The sequence below is a fragment of the Pseudomonas putida genome (assembly GCF_001941965.1).
GTDB lineage: Bacteria > Pseudomonadota > Gammaproteobacteria > Pseudomonadales > Pseudomonadaceae > Aquipseudomonas > Aquipseudomonas putida_L.
This window is the reverse complement of record NZ_MKZO01000012.1, coordinates 307809-326952: the sequence shown is the minus strand read 5'-3', so window position 1 is coordinate 326952 and position 19144 is coordinate 307809. Positions and strand designations below refer to the sequence as shown.

Sequence of the window (19144 nt, the reverse complement as noted above, 5' to 3'; positions counted from 1 at the left end):
TCATTTCGCTTCAATCGATACACCGTGAGGTCAGAGTCATGAGCCGTTTGTTGTCCGTTGTCGCCCTGGGGGGGGTGGTGTTGCTGGCTGGTTGCGTCGCGCCGACGCCCAAGCCCAACGATCCGTATTACGCGCCAGTGTTGCCGCGTACGCCCCTGCCGGCGGCCGCCAACAACGGTTCGATCTACCAGGCCGGGTTCGACCAGAACCTGTATAGCGACCGCAAGGCGTTCCGGGTCGGTGACATCATCACCATCACCCTCAACGAGCGGACCCAGGCGAGCAAGAATGCCAACTCGCAGATCGACAAGGACAGCAACGCGAATATCGGCCTGACCTCGCTGTTCGGCTCCAGCCTGACCACCAACAACCCGCTCGGCAGCAACGACCTCAGCCTCAGCGCCGGCTACAGTGGCGAGCGCGGCACCAAGGGCGACGCCAAGTCGGCGCAGAGCAACACCCTGACCGGCTCGATCACCGTGACCGTGGCCGACGTGCTGCCCAACGGCATCATCGCCGTGCGCGGCGAGAAGTGGATGACCCTGAATACCGGCGACGAGCTGGTGCGCATCGCCGGCCTGGTCCGTGCCGATGACATCAGCACCGACAACACCGTGCCGTCGACCCGGGTCGCCGATGCGCGCATCACCTATTCCGGAACCGGGGCCTTCGCCGATGCCAGCCAGCCCGGCTGGTTCGACCGCTTCTTCCTCAGTCCGCTGTTCCCGTTCTAGGTTCGGGTGACCATGCTCAAGTTCAAGCAGATCGTTGTCGCGACCCTTCTCCTGGGCGCGGCACTCAGTGCCCAGGCCGAGCGCCTGAAGGACATCGCCAGCATTTCCGGCGTGCGTTCCAACCAGTTGATCGGCTACGGCCTGGTGGTGGGGCTCAACGGTACGGGTGACCAGACCACCCAGACTCCGTTCACCCTGCAGACCTTCAACAACATGCTCTCGCAGTTCGGCATCAAGGTGCCGGCGGGTTCGGGCAACGTGCAGCTGAAAAACGTCGCGGCGGTCTCGGTGCATGCCGACCTGCCAGCGTTCGCCAAGCCGGGCCAGGTGGTGGATATCACCGTCTCGTCCATCGGCAACTCGAAAAGCCTGCGCGGCGGCAGCCTGCTGATGACCCCGCTCAAGGGCATCGACGGCAACGTCTACGCCATCGCCCAGGGCAACCTGGTGGTGGGCGGCTTCGACGCCGAGGGGCGTGACGGTTCGAAGATCACCGTCAACGTTCCGTCGGCTGGGCGGATTCCCGGCGGTGCCTCGGTGGAGCGCGCCGTACCCAGTGGCTTCAACCAGGGCAACAGCCTGACCCTGAACCTCAACCGTCCGGACTTCACCACCGCCAAGCGTATCGTCGACAAGGTCAACGAGCTGCTCGGCCCGGGTGTTGCCCAGGCGGTGGACGGCGGTTCGGTGCGGGTCACCGCGCCGATGGATCCGGGCCAGCGCGTCGACTACCTGTCGATCCTCGAGAACCTCGAGATCGATCCGGGCCAGGCGGTGGCCAAGGTCATCATCAACTCGCGTACCGGGACCATCGTCATCGGTCAGAACGTCAAGGTTTCGCCGGCGGCAGTGACCCACGGCAGCCTGACCGTGACCATCACCGAAGACCCGATCGTCAGCCAGCCGGGCGCCTTCTCGGGCGGCCAGACCGCCGTGGTCCCGCGTTCCCGGGTCAACGCCCAGCAGGAAGCCAAGCCGATGTTCAAGTTCGGCCCGGGCACCACGCTTGACGAGATCGTCCGTGCTGTCAACCAGGTGGGCGCTGCGCCCAGCGACCTGATGGCGATCCTCGAAGCACTGAAGCAGGCCGGCGCGTTGCAAGCCGACCTCATCGTGATCTGAGGACGGCCAGCCATGGATCTGCCGAAGAGCACCCAGTTCAGCGCCACCGACAGCGGTGCCTACACCGACCTCAATCGCCTCAACTCGCTGAAGGTCGGTGACCGCGACAGCGAGGCCAACCTGCGCAAGGTGGCCCAGGAATTCGAGTCGCTGTTCCTCAACGAAATGCTCAAGTCGGTGCGTTCGGCCACCGACGTGCTGGCCAAGGACAACCCGCTCAATACCGAGACCACCAAGCAGTACCAGTCGATGTACGACCAGCAACTGGCGGTGAGCCTGTCCCGCGAGGGTGGGGGTATCGGCCTGCAGGACGTGCTGATGCGCCAGTTGTCCAAGCAGAAATCCAGCACGCCGAACACCAGTCCGTTCCCACGCATCGACACCGAGCAGAAGGCCCTGTGGGCGAGCAAGGTCGCCGAGCCTGCGCGCAACGGCGAGTCCACCGCCAGCACGCGCAACGATGTCGCCGCACTGAACTCACGGCGCCTGGCCTTGCCGGGCAAGCTCACCGACCGCCTGCTGGCGGGCATCGTGCCGTCGGCCAACGTCAATGCCGCGACCACCAACACGGCCGCGATTCCGGGCCGTACCACGGCCATGACCGACGCCGTGGTGAAGGGCGACTGGGAGCCGGCGCAGAGCTTCGGCGCCGGCTCGTCCACGCGCATCTACGGCCGTGCCGTGGCCCAGCCACCGCTGGCCCCGGCGAAGAAAGCCTTCGACTCCAGCGACGACTTCGTCGCCACCATGCTGCCGATGGCCGAGCAGGCGGCCAGGCGGATCGGTATCGATCCGCGCTACCTGGTGGCCCAGGCCGCCCTGGAAACCGGCTGGGGCAAGTCGGTCATGCGCGCCTCCGACGGCAGCAGCAGCCACAACCTGTTCGGCATCAAGGCCACCGGCAACTGGGAAGGGGATTCGGCGCGGGCGATCACCAGCGAGTTCCGCGACGGCCAGTTCGTCAAGGAGACGGCAGCGTTCCGTTCCTACGATTCCTACCAGGACAGCTTCCACGACCTGGTCAGCCTGTTGCAGAACAACAGTCGCTATCAAGAAGCGGTGAAGTCTGCCGATAACCCGGAACAGTTTGTGCGAGAGCTGCAAAAAGCCGGGTACGCCACCGACCCGAACTACGCCAGCAAGATCTCGCAGATCGCAAAACAGATGAAGTCGTACGAAAGCTACGCGGCGATCAGCCCAACGACGAAACTATAAGGTTTGAACCATGGCCAGTTTGATCAGCATCGGGATGTCGGGACTTGGGGCCGCCCAGTCGGGCCTGCATACCACGGGTAACAACATTGCCAACGCCGATGTTGCCGGCTACTCGCGCCAGCAGAACGTCCAGACCACGGCCGGCTCGATCCGCTATGGCCAGGTGTTCATTGGCTCGGGTACCACCCTGGCCGACGTGCGCCGGGTGTACAACGCCTTCCTCGACAACCAGTTGCAGACCAGCACCTCGCTGAACAGCGACGCCGCGTCCTACCTGAGCCAGATCACCTCGGTGGACAACTTGCTGTCCGACGCCAACACCGGCGTCACCGGAGCCCTGAAGAACTTCTTCACGGCGTTGCAGGGCCTGTCCGCCAAGCCCAACGACGATGCCTCGCGCCAACTGCTGCTGACCAACGCCGAAGCCCTGGCCAACCGCTTCAACACCATCAGCGCGCAGTTCAAGGAACAGAACGCGAACATCAACGGCAACCTCAAGTCGATGAGCGAGCAGGTCAACAATCTGGCCAAGACCGTTGCCTCGTTGAACGAACAGATTGCCAAGGTCGGCGCGGTCAATGGCCAGCCCAACGACCTGATGGACCAGCGTGACGAAACCATCCGCCAGCTCAACGAGCTGGTCGGGGTGCAGACCACCAACCGCAACGGCAATATCGACGTGACCCTGGCCAACGGCCAGTCGCTGGTCCTTGGCACCAGCGTCAACGCCCTGAGTGTGGTGACCAGCACTACCGACCCGACCCAGGTGTCGATCAAGCTGGCCTACAACAACACCACCGTGGACGTGACCAACTCCCTCACCGGTGGCGAGATCGGCGGCCTGCTGCGCTATCGCAAGGAAACCCTGATCCCGGCGCAGAACGAGATCGGTCGCCTGGCCCTGGTCATGGCCGACAGGATGAATACCCAGCTGGCCCAGGGTATCGACAAGAACGGCGAGTTCGGCTCGGCCCTGTTCAACGATATCAACAGCGCCGCCGACATGGCCGGGCGCAGCCTGGCCATGGCCGGCAACAGCGCCGGTTCGGGCAACCTCAATGTGGTGATCAAGGACACCGGCCTGCTCAGCACCAGCGACTACCAGGTGACCTTCACCAGCGCCACCAGCTACACCGTGCGCAAGCTGCCGGACAACACCAGCATGGGCACCTTCGACCTGACTACCGACCCGGCCCCGGTGATCGACGGCTTCAGCCTCAATCTCAACGGCGGCGCGCTGAGTGCCGGTGACAGCTTCAAGATCACCCCGACCCGCAATGGCGCGGCCAAACTCGACGTGGTCATGACCGACTCGAAGAAACTGGCCATGGCCGCGCCGCTGACCGCCACCGCTGGCGGCAGCAACACCGGCACCGGCGTCATCACCCAGCCGGTGCTGACCTCGGTCCTCGACGTTGCCGACCCGGCCCAGCGCCTGGAGCTGCAGAACGGCATCAAGTATTCGAGCCCGGTACGCCTGGTCTTCGGCGACAGCAGTGTCACCCCGCAGACCTACCAGGTGGTGGATTCCAAGGGTAACTCCATCGGCAACGGTACCTTCCTGCCGGGGCAGAGCAACAAGCTGCAGATCAATGTGCCGATGGTCGATGCCAGCGGCGCACCCGTGCTCGACGGCAACAATGTGCAGAAGACCTTCAGCTTCACCATGGAGGTCAGCGGCGCGCCGAAGACCAACGACAGCTTCAGCGTGGCCCTGACCGGCGCGGCGTCTTCGGATAACCGCAACGGCCTGAGCCTGCTGGAGCTGCAGAACAAGCAGACCGTCGACGTCGGCAGCGCCACCAAGGGCGTCAGCCTCACCGATGCCTACGGCAAGCTGGTGGAAAGCGTCGGTGCCAAGACCCAGCAGGCGCAAATGGACAGCGCGGCCACTTCGGCCATCCTGACCCAGGCCAAGGCTTCCCGCGATTCCCTGTCCGGTGTGCAGCTGGATGAAGAGGCCGCCAACCTGGTCAAGTACCAGCAGTACTACACGGCATCGTCGCAGATCATCAAGGCGGCGCAGCAAATGTTCGACACCTTGATCGGTTCACTTTAAAGGAGACGTAGACCGTGCGTATTTCCACTTCCCAGTACTACGAATCCAGTACCGCCAACTACTCGCGCAACTATTCCAACGTCGTCAAGACCGGCGAGGAAGCCAGCGACCTGATCCGCGTGCGCACCGCCGCCGACGATCCAGTGGGCGCGGCGCGCCTGTTGCAGCTCGAACACCAGAGCTCGCTGCTTGGCCAGTACGCGACCAACACCACCTCGGTGCGCAACAGCCTGAGCCAGGCCGAGACCACCCTGGGCTCGATCAACACCATTCTCCAGCGCGTCAACGAGCTGGCGCTGGCGGCCGGTAACGCCACCTACGGCGACACCGAGCGCAAGGCCACCGCCACCGAGCTGGGCAAGCTGGAAGAACAGCTGTTCAGCCTGATGAACACCCGCGACGAGAACGGCCAGTACCTGTTCTCCGGGTCCAAGGGCGAGACCCAGCCGTTCGTGCGCAATGGCGATGGCACCTACGCCTACCAGGGCGACAACACCCAGCTGCAACTGCAGGTCGGTGACATGCTGACCATGGCCAGCAACGACACCGGCTTCTCGACCTTCCAGCAGGCGATCAACACCAGTCGTACCCAGACCACCCTGACCGCCCCGGCCAATGCCGCCGACGTGCGCATGACCCTGTCCAATGGCCAGGTCTCGGCCAACACCGGGTACAACGACGCGTTCCGCGCCAACGAGCCGTACACCATCACTATGGTCAGCCCGACCCAGTTTTCGATCAAAGACGCGGCCGGCAACGACTACACCAGTGAAGCCACCGCCGCCGGGGTGATCGATCCGAACACCACCGGTAGCATCGCCGTGACCTTCCGTGGTGTCGACCTCAAGCTCAACGTCAACCTCAAGGATGGCGAGAGCACCGCGCTGCTGACCGGGCACAGCTTCACCCTGGCCTCCAAGCCTGACGAGGTCAACGGCACCCGCAGCCCGGGCAACACTTCCAGCACCCAGATCACCGGCACTTCGGTGGCTGACCCGGCGCTGTACGCCAAGGCCTTCCCGGAAAACGGCGCGGTCATCAAGTTCGGCACCGGTGGCGCCTACGCGCTGTATGCCCAGCCGATGAGCGCCGACAGCCGTCCGGTGGCCGAAGGTACCCTGGCCGCGGGGGCCACCAGCCTTACCGCGGCCGGCGTCACCTTCAACTTCAACGCCACCCCGAGTGACAGCGACCAGTACAGCGTCACGGTGAACAAGCACCAGACCCAGAACATCCTGGACACCGTCAGCCAGTTGCGCCAGGCCCTGTCGACACCCGTGGACGGCAACCCGGTGGCCCAGCAGCAGTTGCGCGCCAGCCTCGATTCGGCCCTCGCCAACATCACCAGTGGCCAGGACCAGCTGGGCTACACCGTCACCTCCATCGGTGCCCGGGGCAAGGCCCTGGACCTGCAGGAGCTGGCCAACGAAAGCCTGAGCATCGCCAACTCCAGCACCCAGTCGTCGATCCGGGACTCGGATCCGGCCGAGGTGATGACCCGCCTGACCCTGCAACAAACCATGCTCCAGGCCTCGCAGATGGCCTTCAGCCGGATCAGCCAGCTGAGCCTGTTCAACAGCCTGTAAACCTGCGCTGGCGCCGCGCACGCCCTGACGTGCGCGGCGCGGCACAGCCGCCATTCCCCACGTGCCAGGCTGTTCCGATCCAACCGAGGGCAGTCACTGGTCGAGAGTCTTGATCGTGAATCCAGCGCCCCTTGTCAGCCTCGTCCTCCTCGCCAACAACGCCCGTTATTTCCGTGCGGCCCTGGTCAGCGCCATGGCGCAGAACCATGAAAACCTCGAAGTCATCGTCTGCGACGAAGGCCGTGACGACGAGATCAAGGCCATCGTCGACGAACTGGAGCCCCTGGCCCGTTGCCCGCTGTACTACCAGCGCAACCCGCAGCCCCTGGGCCTGCCACGCAACCTGCTGGCGGGGCTGGAGCTGGCGCGGGGCGAGTATGTGCAGTTCCTTTGCGATGACGACCGGCTGATGGCCGACTGCGTCAGCAGCGAGCTGCAACTGTTCCTCGCCAACGACGATGTGAGCCTGGTCACCACGCGCCGCAGTCTGCTCGACGGCGAGGATTTCTCCCTGTCCCAGCGCCTGGAAAACAGCTGGTTCACCCTGGGCGCCACGGTCTATCACGGCAATGACCTGCTGGACTTCTTCGAAAGCAACCCGCTGAATTTCATCGGCGGGTTCAGCAATACCCTGATGCGCGCCAAGGACCTTGGCGAACTGCTGCCGGCGCTGGTCGAGGCGGGTTTCCATGGCCATATCCACTTCGCCCTGTTCGTCTGCCTGCTGCGGCGCGGCAACCTGGCGGTGACCGCCCAGGTCAACTGCATCGAGCGCATCCATCCGGACCAGTTGAGCCGCCAGGCCGATCTGCAAACGGCCCGTGCCACCGAAATGCAATGGCTGCGCAGCATGTTCGCCGCGCGTCCGCCAGCGACCGAGACCTTCTCCGGCTGGGTCAGGATCCATGTGCTGCCGGTGGACGGCCAGCGGGCCGAGCGGGTTTGGGAAAACCTGTACCTGGTCCATGTCCTGCGTAGCCTGCAGGCGATCCAGGAATCCCATGTCGGCAACAACAGCGATACCTTCGGCGAGCTGTACCAGGAGTGGCTCGGTTGCCGTCAGGATCCGCTGGTACTGGCGCGCCTGATGCGCCTCAGCGAGCACTGGCCATCGCGTCCGCGCATCGCCGTGGTGGTGCTCGACGCCGAGAGCGACAGCCAGGCACGCCAGCGCACCCTCGGCAGCATTCAGCGTCAAAGCTATGGCGCCGCCAGTACCCTGTTGCTGGGCACCGGCCGGCTGCCGGCGGACCTCGACGAACGCCTGATCAGTCGCCAGCTCCACGACGACTGGGCGCAGCAGCTCAACGAACTGCTCCCCGAACTGGAGGGCATCGACTGGTTCTATCTGCTGCGGGCGGGTGATCGTCTCAGCGAGTTCAGCCTCATGCTGATGGCCGAGCGCATCGTGCGGATCGGCGATATCGCCTGCCTGTATGGTGACGAGGGCTGTCTGGATGATGAAGGGGTTTCCAGCGGGCCGGTGTTCAAGCCCGATTTCAACCTCGATCTGCAGCGCGCTTATCCGTTCACCGGTCGCGCTCTGGCCTTCTCCCGTGACCACTACCTGGCGGCGGGCGGTTTTGCTGGTGGTTACCAGGAGCTGGCGCCCCACGACCTGCTCTGGCGCCTGGTCGAAAGCCACGGTCCGCAGGTGATCGAGCATGTGCCCGAGGTGCTGGTGGAATCGGCCTTCGGCTTTGCCGCATGGTTGTCCTCGCCGGCGGTGATTGCGGAAAACCCTCGGGTGCTGGACGCGCATCTGCGGCGCCTGGGCCGCGATTACCGCCTGGAAAACGAGGCGGGCAGTGCGATCAACCAGATTCGCTACCTGCACCCGACCCGGCCACTGGTGACCCTGGTGTTCAGCTTCCGCGACCAGGTCGCAGCGCTCGAACGCTGCCTGGAAAGCGTGTTCGGCAACACCGCGTACGCCAACTACGAGGTGCTGGTGATCGACAATGCCAGCCAGCGCGAGGAATCCCGTGCCTGGCTGGCGGCCATGGCGCAGATGGGGGCGCGCCTGCGGGTGTTGACGCTGGAGGCGCAAACCTCCTTCGCGGCCCAGCAGAACCTGGCTGCCCGGGAAGCTGCGGGCGACTACCTGCTGATGCTCGACGTCTTCACCGTGGTCACCGATGGCCACTGGCTGGACGAACTGCTTGCCCATGGCCAGCGCCCGGAGGTCGGCATGGTCGGCGGCGAACTGATCAACGCCCACGGCCTGGTGGTCAATGCCGGCGGCATTCTCGGCCTGCGCGGCGCGGTCCATTCGCCGTTCATGGGCGAGCCGACCGAGGCCGGCGGCTATATGCAACGGTTGCAGGTGGCGCAGAGCTATTCCGCCTTGGGTGCCGACTGCCTGCTGGTGCGCAGGCAACTGTTCCTCGAACTGGGCGGCCTCGATGACGCCGCCTTCAGCATCGCGTTCAGCGATGTCGACCTGGGCCTGCGCATGCGTCAGGCCGGTTATCTCAGTGTCTGGACGCCCCGCGCGCGCCTGGTCCTGGACCGCCCGGCCGGGCCGGCCCCGGACGCGGAGGAGGAGGCGCAGCGCCAGGTGCAACTGGTCGAGCAGCACCAGGCCTTCCAGCAGGCGTGGATGCCGATGATTGCCCGCGACCCGGCGTACAACGTCAACCTGTCGCTGAAGGAATCGGCTTTCCGCCTGGAGCCGGGGCTCAGGGAGGGCTGGATGCCTTTCGTCGGCCGTTCGCTGCCGCATATCCTCGCCTTGCCGATGAACAAGACCGCGGTCGGGCATTACCGGGTGATCAAGCCGCTGACCGAGCTGGAAGCGGCGGGCTGGGTGACCCAGCAGCAATACTTCGAGATTCCCAGCAACGTCGAGCTGGCCCGCAGCGCGCCGGACGTGGCGATTCTGCAGGGGCGCTACACCGAAGGCTTCATCAAGGAGATCGAGCGGCTCAAGACGTATTCCAAGGGCTTCGTGATCTACGAGCTGGACGACTACGTGATCAAGGTGCCGAAGAAGAACGGCCACCTCAAGCACACCCCGCGCGATCTCGAAGGCTCGTTGCGTCGCGGTATCGCCCGTTGTGACCGTCTCGTCGTCTCGACCGAGCCGCTGGCCGACGCCTTGAGCGATACCCACAAGGACATCCGCGTACTGCCCAACATGCTCGCCGAGGAGCTTTGGGTCGGGCGCCGTGCCCAGCGCCGCACGTCCAGCAAGCCGCGGGTCGGCTGGGGTGGCGGGACCAGCCACACCGGTGACCTGGAAGTGATTGCCGAGGTGATCAAGACCCTGGCCAACGAAGTGGAGTGGGTCTTTTTCGGCATGTGCCCGCCGGCGTTGCGTCCGTATATCCATGAGTTCCACGCGCCGGTGGGCCTGGGTGCCTATCCGGCCAAGCTGTCCAGCCTCAACCTGGACCTGGCGCTGGCGCCGCTGGAATTCCACATCTTCAACGACTGCAAGAGCAACCTGCGGCTGCTGGAGTATGGTGCCTGCGGCTATCCGGTGATCGTCACCGACACCGCGGCCTATCGGGGCTACCTGCCGTGTACGCGGGTCAAGAGCAACTCCACCGAGGAATGGCTGGAGGCGATCCGCATGCACCTGGCCGACCCCGAGGCCAGCTACCGCATGGGTGACCAGTTGCATGACGAGGTGATGCGCAACTATGTGTTGCGGCCGGAGCATGTGCAGGTCTGGTATGACGGCTGGATGCCGGGGTGATGGGGTGCTGTTGATGGCCTTATTGCCGTACTGAGCCGGTCACAGGATTTGTGCCCGACACGGACCTTGTGGGAGCTGGCTTGCCAGCGATTGGCCCGAGCTGACACTTGCATCGCCTGTGCCGGCCTCATCGCCGGCAACGCCGGCTCCCACAGGTTACTGAGTCGGCCACAGGATTTGCGCCCGGCGCGGACCTTGTGGGAGCTGAGTCGACCATAGGATTTGCGCCCGACACGGACCTTGTGGGAGCTGGCGTTGCCAGCGATTGGCCTGAGCGGGCACTTGCATTGCCTGTGCCGGCCTCATCGCTTGCAAGCCAGCTCCCACAGGTTCCTCAGTCAGCCGCAGGATTTGTGCCTGGCGCGGTTGAGCTGTGGGAGCTGGCTTGCCAGCGATGAGGCCCGAAAAGTCGCTACAAATCTGGCGCGTTTCCTGCAAGTCCCCCTCCCATCGCCATAAATCCCGCGCTGTAGCCTGGCGCGACGAGAGGGAAGGACATGAAGGCAGTAATTCTGGCCGGTGGACTGGGCACCCGCATCAGCGAGGAGTCGCACCTGAAGCCGAAGCCGATGATCGAAATCGGCGGGAAGCCAATTCTCTGGCACATCATGAAGCAGTACTCGGCCCACGGGATCCACGACTTCGTGATCTGCCTCGGCTACAAGGGCTACGCGATCAAGGATTTCTTCGCCAACTACTTCCTGCATACCTCCGACGTCACCTTCGACATGCGTGCCAATCGCATGGACGTCCACCAGAACTACAGCGAGCCGTGGCGCGTGACCCTGATCGACACCGGCGAGGAAACCATGACCGGTGGCCGCCTGCGCCGCGCCGCTCGCTATGTCGAGGACGAAAAGGCCTTCTGCTTCACCTACGGTGACGGCGTTTCCGACCTGAATATCGGTGCCCTGGTGGACTTCCACATGGCCCACGGCAAGCTCGCCACGGTCACCGCCGTGCAGCCGCCCGGCCGCTACGGCGCCCTGCAGCGTGACGGCGACAAGGTCACCGGCTTCATCGAGAAACCCCGCGGCGACGGCGGCTGGATCAATGGCGGCTTCTTCGTCCTCTCGCCCAAAGTGCTGCCCTATATCGCCGACGACCAGACCTCCTGGGAGTCCGAGCCCCTGGCGCAACTGGCGTCCGAAGACCAGTTGAACGCCTTCCAGCACGATGGCTTCTGGCATCCGATGGATACCCTGCGCGACAAGAACCATCTCGAACAACTCTGGCAGAGTGGGGAGGCTCCATGGAAACAGTGGGACTGAACGCCGATTTCTGGGAAGGCAAGCGCGTCCTGCTGACCGGCCATACCGGTTTCAAGGGCAGTTGGCTGGCCCTCTGGCTGCGCGAGATGGGCGCCGAAGTCACCGGCTTCGCCCTCGATCCGCAAGCGGGCCCGAACCTCTATGAACTGGCCCAGGTCGGTCGCGATATCAAGGACGCCCGCGGCGACCTGCGCGACCTCGGCGCCCTGCTCGAAGTGGTCGCCGAGGCGCAGCCGGAAATCGTCCTGCACCTGGCCGCCCAACCGCTGGTACGCGAGGCTTATCGCGACCCGCTGGGCACCTATTCCAGCAACGTGATGGGCACCCTCAACCTGCTCGAAGCGATCCGCCAGGTCGGCGGCGTGCGTGCGGTGGTGCTGGTCACCACCGACAAGGTCTACGCCAACCAGGAATGGCCATGGCCATACCGTGAGAACGAGGCGCTGGGTGGCCACGATCCGTACAGCAGCAGCAAGGCCTGTTGCGAGCTGCTGGCGCAGTCCTATACCGCATCCTTCTTCCCGCCGGCCAGCCACGGCGAGCACGGTCTGGCCCTGGCCACGGCGCGGGCCGGCAACGTGCTCGGCGGTGGCGATTTCGCTGCCGAACGGCTGATTCCCGACGTCCTCAAGGCCTGGGATGCCGGGCACCCGGTGACCCTGCGTTATCCACAGGCCGTGCGCCCCTGGCAGCACGCCCTGGAGCCGCTGGCCGGTTACCTGTTGCTGGCGCACCGCTTGTACACCGAAGGCCCGGCGTTCTCCGGGGCGTGGAACTTCGGTCCGGCCGAAGGCGATATGTGCAGCGTCGGCGATGTGGTCTCCCACCTGTCGCGGCAGTGGCCGGATTCGCCGGGCATGCGCGTCGAGCCAAGCGACCTGCATGAAGCCGGCGTGCTGCGCCTGGACAGCGGCCGCGCCCGGCAATTGCTCGGCTGGCGCACCCGCTGGTCGCTGCGCGAATGCCTGGAGCACACCCTGCAATGGCATCTGGCGTGGAAGCGCGGCGACGACCTGCGCGCGGTCACCCTCGATCAGTTGAACCTGTACGCGGAGCTGTCGTGAGCGACCTGCAACTCCAGGCCCTGCCGCTGGCCGGCCTGTTCAACGTGCAGCACAAGCGCCATGGCGATGCCCGCGGGCAGTTTTCCCGGCTGTTCTGCGAAGGCAGCCTGGACGGCCTCGGTACGCCGTTCCATATCCGCCAGATCAACCACTCGCGCACCCTCGGCGCAGGCTCGGTCCGCGGCCTGCACTACCAGCAGGGCGAGCAGCCGGAAGCCAAGCTGATCACCTGCCTGCGTGGCGAGGTCTGGGATGTGGCGGTGGACCTGCGCGCCGGCTCGCCGACCTTCCTGCACTGGCATGCCGAACACCTCAAGGAAGGTGACGGTCGCAGCCTGCTGATCCCCGCCGGTTTCGCCCACGGCTTCCAGGTGCTGAGCGAGGAGGCCGAGCTGCTCTACCTGCACAGCGCCGACTATGCGCCGGGTCGCGAGGGCGGGCTGTCGGTGCACGACCCGCGCCTGGCGATTGCCTGGCCGCTGCCTGTCAAGAATCTGTCGGCCCGGGATGAAAGCCATCCCTTGCTGGATCATCATTTCACCGGAGTGCCTGCATGAATTGCCGTGGCTGTGGCGCAGCGCTGAGCCTGCCCCTGATTGACCTGGGCACCGCGCCGCCTTCCAACGCCTACCTGCGTGCCGACCAGTTGGCCGCCGCCGAGGCCTGGGTGCCGCTCAAGGTCGGCGTCTGCCAGCAGTGCTGGCTGGTGCAGACCGAGGACTACACCCGCGCCGACACGCTGTTCGATGCCGACTACGCCTATTTCAGCTCCTACTCCAGTTCCTGGCTGGCCCATGCCCGCCAGTACGTCGAGGAGATGAGCGCGCGCTTCGGCCTGGACGGGCACAGCCGGGTGGTGGAGATTGCCGCCAACGATGGCTACTTGTTGCAGTACGTGGCCGGGCGCGGCATTCCCTGCCTCGGTGTCGAGCCAACCCGCAGCACCGCCCAGGCGGCGCGGGACAAGGGCCTGGAGATCCGCGAGGTGTTCTTCGGCGAGCAGAGCGCCGCGCAACTGGTGGCGGAGGGCTGGAGCGCCGACCTGATGGCGGCCAACAACGTGCTCGCCCATGTGCCGGATACCAACGATTTCCTCCGTGGTTTTGCCACGCTGCTCAAGCCCACCGGCGTGGCCACCTTCGAGTTCCCCCATCTGCTCAGCCTGATGGCCGAGAACCAGTTCGACACCCTGTACCACGAGCATTATTCCTACCTGTCGCTGACCGCGGTGCGCACCCTGTGCCAGCGCAACGGCCTGGAAATCTTCGACGTCCAGGAACTGCCGACCCATGGTGGCTCGTTGCGGGTCTTCGTCCAGCGTGACGGCGGTCCGCAAACCCTGCTGCCGGCGGTTCAGGCCTTGCTGGAGATGGAAGACAGGATCGGCGTGACCCGTGCCGACTTCTACTCGACCCTGGCTCCGGCGGCCGAGCGGATCAAGCACGGTTTGCTGCGCTTCCTGCTTCAGGCCAAAGCCGAGGGCAAGCGCGTGGTCGGCTACGGTGCCGCAGCCAAGGGCAATACCCTGCTCAACTACGCCGGTGTACGCGAAGACCTGCTGGCCTGGGTCGCCGACGCCAACCCGCACAAGCAGGGCAAGTTCCTCCCGGGCAGCCGCATTCCGGTGGTGGCGCCGGAGCGCCTGGCCATCGAGCAGCCTGACTACGTGCTGGTGCTGCCGTGGAACCTGCTCAAGGAAGTCAGCGAGCAACAGGCATTGGTGCGTGAGTGGGGCGGACGCTTCGTGATCGCCGTGCCAGAGCTGACCGTCCTGTGAGCGCTCTGAATGTGCTGGTCACCGGCGCCACCGGCTTCGTCGGCCGGCATCTGGTCGCCGCATTGCTGGACCGGGGCTGCCAGGTACGTGCAGTCGCCCGGCGTGAAGAACCGGCGCGGGCCCTGCCGTGGTTCGACCGGGTCGAGTTCGTCGCGGCCGATATCCATGACCCGGCCACCGATGTCGCCGCCCTGTGCGAGGGTATCGACGCCCTGGTCCACCTGGCCTGGCCGGGCCTGCCCAACTACCAGGGCCTGTTCCACCTTGAACACAACCTGATGGCCGACTACGCCTTCATCAAGCGTGCCGTCGAGGCCGGGGTAGGGCGGGTGCAGGTCACCGGTACCTGCTTCGAGTACGGCATGCAGAGCGGTCCGCTGGGCGAGGATCTGCACTGCCGGCCTGCCAACGCCTACGGCCTGGCCAAGCACAGCCTGCACCTGTTCCTCGACACCCTGCGCCAGCAGTTGCCGTTCCGCTTGCAGTGGGCGCGCCTGTTCTACCTGTACGGCGAGGGGCAAAACCCCAACAGCTTGCTGGCGGCGCTGGACCGGGCCATCGATGGCGGGCAGGAACGCTTCGACATGTCCGGTGGCGAGCAACTGCGGGACTTCCTGCCGATCGAGACCGCCGCCGGCCATCTCGCGACCCTGTTGCAGCACGCGGATTTCAGCGGCGTGGTCAACATTTGCAGCGGCCAGCCGATAGCGGTTCGTAGCCTGGTGGAGCGCCATTGCGCCGCCCGGCATTCGGCGATTGCCCTGAACCTCGGTCACTACCCTTATCCGACCCACGAGCCGATGGCGTTCTGGGGTGATGCCCGGCGCCTGCAGGCGTTGCTGGCAGACGCAACGCTTTCCAAAGACTTTCCATAGAGACTGCATCATGACTGACGTTATCAAAGCCTTCGAAGCCGAATGCCAGGCCGGAATCGCCGCCCAGGGCCAGGACGAGCAGCTCAAGGATCTGGCCCAGGACTTCTACAACAAGTCGGCCAAACACAAGTACACCTACCACTTCTCCTGGATGGGCCGGCCGATCATCCAGCTGCCCCAGGACATGCTGGCGATGCAGGAAATCATCTGGCAGGTCAAGCCGGACCTGGTCATCGAGTGCGGCATCGCCCACGGCGGTTCGATCCTCTACTACGCCTCGCTGCTGGAATTGCAGGGCCACGGCGAAGTGCTGGGCATCGACCTGGATATCCGCCCGCACAACCGCGAGGCCATCGAGAGCCACCCGATGTTCAAGCGCGTCAGCATGATCCAGGGTTCCAGCATCGACCCGGCGATCATCGAGCAGGTGCGCGCGCTGGCCGAGGGCAAGAAGGTCATCGTGGTACTGGACTCCAACCACACCCACGAGCACGTGCTCGCCGAGCTGCGCGCCTACGCGCCGCTGGTGTCGCAGGGCAGCTACTGCGTGGTCATGGACACCGTGGTCGAGGACATGCCGGCCGATGCCTTCCCGGATCGTCCATGGGGCGTCGGTGACAACCCGAAAACCGCGGTCTGGGCCTACCTGAAGGAAACCAGCGACTTCGAGATCGACCAGCAGATGCAGGACAAGCTGCTGATCACCGTGGCGCGGGACGGTTATCTGCGCCGGGTGCGCTGAAGCCCTTCGACCTTTACCGAGAATTCCCTGTCAGGTACCCCCATGCACGCAAGCACTGCCCCGAATCCCCAGTTCACCCTGGTCATGCTGACCCACAAGCGCCCGGCCTTCCTGCGTCGTGCCCTGCAGTACTACCAGGACTTCCCCGGCACGCTGCTGGTCCTGGATTCGTCGCCCGAGCCTGCCAGCGATATCGCCGCGCGCTTCCCGAACGTCGATTACCGGCACCTGCCGCAGTTCAACTACCGCGGCTTCCAGGCCAAGATCAAGCATGGCCTGGGCCTGGTCACAACGCCCTACGTGGTCCTCGCGGCCGATGACGATTTCATCCTGGCCGATGGCATCGGGCAGTCCCTGGACTTCCTCGAGGCGAACCCGGACTACGGCATGTGCCACGGCTACAACCTGATGTACCTGGCGACCGGCCGGTTCACCAGCTACTACCGCCGTGACAAGAAGCTCGAACGCGAGGACTTCGGCAGCGACGACCCGCGCCAGCGCGTGCTCGATTACCTCTATGCCTTCATCCCGCCGTTCTACGCCGTGACCCGCACCGCGCTGCTGCAGGACTGGGCCCGGCAGATTCCCGACGAACTGAGTTTCGAGTGGCTGGAAGTCAGCCATGTGTACTTCCTGCTGGCCAGCGCCAAGGCGCGCATGCTGGCGATTCCCTACGTGGTGCGCGAGGCCAACTACGGGGCCTCCGAGCACAACACCGAAGTGACCTTCGCCCTGGCCATGCCGGACCCCGAGTCGGTGGCCGGCCGCGAGAAGTTCGCCAGTGTGCTGGCCGGGCTGGACACCCCGCTCAAGGGCGAGCACGAGGACTTGCGCGCCTTCGCCCACCAGTGCTTCGCGCTCATGTACGAAGGCCTGGCTGCCGGCCGCTCGCTGACCGCCGAGCAACTGTTCTCGTCCACCATCAGCGCGCCGGGCGCAACGCCGAAGCGTTCGTTCCTGGCCAACCAGTACGTCGAACTGCCGTTCTACAACAAGCCGTTCTTCGATCACCTGGATGACATCGAGTTTCTCCTGCACGCCATGCCGGCGGGGCGCCTGCAACTGGAGGAGCTGGAATCGATCTGGCTCAAGCAGGAGCGCCTGCTGGAAGGGCGGGTCGACGACACCCCGCGCAGCCAGCTCGCCCGGGCTCGCGAAGCGGTGCAACTGGCACCGTTCAACCTTGCCGCGGTCAAGCGTCTCGCCGGCCTGCTGGATGAGCAGGACGAATCCGAGGCCGTTGCCATCCTGCAGGCATGGATACGTCGCCTGGAAGCCGTGCACAGCGACGGCGGGCGGAAGTTGCTCGCTGCCCAGCCGTCCGGGCGCCTGCTCGACTGGCTGCAGGCACGCCAGCCTGACGAAGCCAGCCGCGAGGCGGCCCTGGCGCACCTGCAACAGCACCAGGGCGGGCCGCAGATCGGCATCCTCCTGCTCAACCTGAAGAATGACGAAAGCAAGCTGCAAGCGACCTTCGACAGCCTGCTGTCCGGCATCAGCCGTTCGTTCCGCATCATCGTCTTCACCACCGGGCCTCTGCCAGCGACGACGACCTTGCAGAACACCTTGCACTTCGTGCGGGTCAGCGAGGACGACTATGTCGACAAGCTCAACCAGATCGCCCGCCAGACCGCCTGCGACTGGCTGATGCTGGCCGAGGCCGGTGATGAGTTCACCGCTACCGGCCTGCTGCGTGCCGGCCTGGAATTGCTGGACGCGCCAGAGTGCCGCGCGGTGGCCGTGGATGAAATCCAGCAGGTGGCCGGTGGTGCCTGGCGCGAAATGCTGCGCCCGGGGATCAACCTGGACCTTTTGCAAAGCCTGCCGGCGCTGATGGCGCGGCACTGGCTGGTGCGCCGCGAAGTGCTGGTGGAGGCCGGTGGCTACGCCAGCGAGTTCAGCCAGGCCCTGGAATACGAACTGCTCCTGCGCCTGGTCGAGAAGGGTGGCCTGAACGGCCTGGCCCACCTCGACGAGCCCGTGCTGATCAGCCGTACCCCGGAACTGGAACACAACGATCACGCGCGCCAGGCCCTGGCCCGGCACCTCTCGGCCCGTGGCTACAAGGCCCAGGTCAGCACGCCGCAGCCGGGTGCCCTGCGCATCGACTACCGCCACCTGGAGCGTCCGCAGGTGTCGATCATCCTGCGCAGCGAGGATAACCAGGCGGTGCTGCAGCGTTGCCTGGAAAGCATTCTCCAGCGCACCCGCTACTTGCGTTATGAAGTGCTGATCGCGGACAACGCCAGCCAGGCGCCTGAGCACCTTCAATGGCTGGAGCAACTGCAGCAACTCGGCGGGCGCGTGCGTGTCCTGCAAAGCCCGCAGCGCCTGAGCGAGGCGGCCCTGATCAACGCCGCCAGTGCCGAGGCCGCGGGTGAGTACCTGGTGCTGCTGGATGCCGATGCCGAAGTGGTCAACGCCAACTGGCTGGAGCTGTTGCTCAACCAGGCGCAGCGGCCGGAAGTCGGTGTGGTCGGTGCCAAGCTGCTGGATGCTGCCGGCAAGGTCAGCCAGGGCGGCTTGATGCTCGGCGCCGATGGTCGGGTGCAGGCGGCCCATGTCGGGCTGGGCAAGGACGAGGGCGGCTATCTTGGCCAGGCCTTGGTCGAGCAGGGCTACCCGGCGGTATCGGGAGTCTGCCTGATGGTTCGTACCGAAGTCTTCCGTGCCCTGGGCGGCCTGGACGAAGGCGACTTCGCCAATGCCTGGGCCGATGTCGACCTGTGCCTGAAGGTGGCTGAAGCCGGTCTGCTGACGGTGTGGACGCCGCAGGTGCAGGTGGTGCATCCGGGGCAGTTGCCGGAAGACGAGGCTGCCCTCGCGGCCTTGCGCAGCAAGTGGGCCGGCCTGTGGGGCAGTGCGGCGCACGGGCGGCGCCTGGAGCCAGCGAAGGCGACGTTCGACTGGACGGCCCTGATCGGCTAGGGCGCCGCTGGGGGGCCGCCGTGCGGCCCTTCGCGACGGTTCGGCGCTCCGACAAGCTCGCTCCCTCA

13 protein-coding genes are annotated in these 19144 nt (G+C 65.4%); all 13 read left to right on the top strand.

The genetic code is table 11. The features are described 5' to 3' along the window. The first annotated feature begins 38 nt into the window (after positions 1 to 38). The 13 genes from flgH to PSEMO_RS08475 all read left to right on the top strand — a co-directional run bounded on the left by flgH (position 39) and on the right by PSEMO_RS08475 (position 19076). Entirely contained in the window at positions 39 to 734 is a 696-nt protein-coding gene (gene flgH, locus PSEMO_RS08535; protein WP_075802675.1) for a flagellar basal body L-ring protein FlgH, read from the top strand. Between the two features lie 12 nt (positions 735 to 746). Next, positions 747 to 1856: a flagellar basal body P-ring protein FlgI gene (locus PSEMO_RS08530; RefSeq protein ID WP_075802674.1), complete on the top strand. Its 1110-nt coding sequence runs from the start codon at positions 747 to 749 to the stop codon at positions 1854 to 1856. A gap of 12 nt (positions 1857 to 1868) precedes the next feature. After that, positions 1869 to 3071, top strand: a complete 1203-nt coding sequence (gene flgJ, locus PSEMO_RS08525; protein WP_075802673.1) for a flagellar assembly peptidoglycan hydrolase FlgJ — start codon at positions 1869 to 1871, stop codon at positions 3069 to 3071. A gap of 10 nt (positions 3072 to 3081) precedes the next feature. Beyond that, on the top strand, positions 3082 to 5130 hold the full coding sequence (gene flgK, locus PSEMO_RS08520; RefSeq protein ID WP_075802672.1) for a flagellar hook-associated protein FlgK: 2049 nt from the start codon (positions 3082 to 3084) through the stop codon (positions 5128 to 5130). Positions 5131 to 5144: 14 nt separating this feature from the next. Then, positions 5145 to 6716, top strand: coding sequence for a flagellar hook-associated protein 3 (locus PSEMO_RS08515; protein WP_075802671.1), 1572 nt, complete (start codon positions 5145 to 5147; stop codon positions 6714 to 6716). Positions 6717 to 6831: 115 nt separating this feature from the next. Next, a complete protein-coding gene (locus PSEMO_RS08510; RefSeq protein ID WP_075802782.1) occupies positions 6832 to 10419 on the top strand; it encodes a glycosyltransferase in 3588 nt (1195 codons plus the stop codon). 497 nt (positions 10420 to 10916) lie between these two features. Next, a complete protein-coding gene (rfbF, locus tag PSEMO_RS08505) occupies positions 10917 to 11690 on the top strand; it encodes a glucose-1-phosphate cytidylyltransferase (RefSeq protein ID WP_075802670.1) in 774 nt (257 codons plus the stop codon). Beyond that, positions 11672 to 12754 carry a CDP-glucose 4,6-dehydratase gene (rfbG, locus tag PSEMO_RS08500; RefSeq protein WP_075802669.1) on the top strand — a complete coding sequence of 361 codons (1083 nt, stop codon included), beginning with the start codon at positions 11672 to 11674 and terminating at the stop codon, positions 12752 to 12754. Before rfbF ends, rfbG begins: the two co-directional genes overlap by 19 nt. Then, positions 12751 to 13311, top strand: coding sequence for a dTDP-4-dehydrorhamnose 3,5-epimerase family protein (locus tag PSEMO_RS08495; RefSeq protein ID WP_075802668.1), 561 nt, complete (start codon positions 12751 to 12753; stop codon positions 13309 to 13311). The genes rfbG and PSEMO_RS08495 overlap by 4 nt, the downstream gene beginning before the upstream one ends. After that, a complete protein-coding gene (locus PSEMO_RS08490; protein WP_075802667.1) occupies positions 13308 to 14531 on the top strand; it encodes a class I SAM-dependent methyltransferase in 1224 nt (407 codons plus the stop codon). Before PSEMO_RS08495 ends, PSEMO_RS08490 begins: the two co-directional genes overlap by 4 nt. Before the next feature lie 5 nt (positions 14532 to 14536). After that, on the top strand, positions 14537 to 15406 hold the full coding sequence (locus tag PSEMO_RS08485) for an NAD-dependent epimerase/dehydratase family protein (protein WP_178391980.1): 870 nt from the start codon (positions 14537 to 14539) through the stop codon (positions 15404 to 15406). Positions 15407 to 15416: 10 nt separating this feature from the next. Continuing rightward, a complete protein-coding gene (locus PSEMO_RS08480) occupies positions 15417 to 16148 on the top strand; it encodes a cephalosporin hydroxylase family protein (RefSeq protein ID WP_075802665.1) in 732 nt (243 codons plus the stop codon). Positions 16149 to 16190: 42 nt separating this feature from the next. Next, a complete protein-coding gene (locus PSEMO_RS08475; protein WP_075802664.1) occupies positions 16191 to 19076 on the top strand; it encodes a TIGR00180 family glycosyltransferase in 2886 nt (961 codons plus the stop codon). Positions 19077 to 19144: the final 68 nt, after the last annotated feature.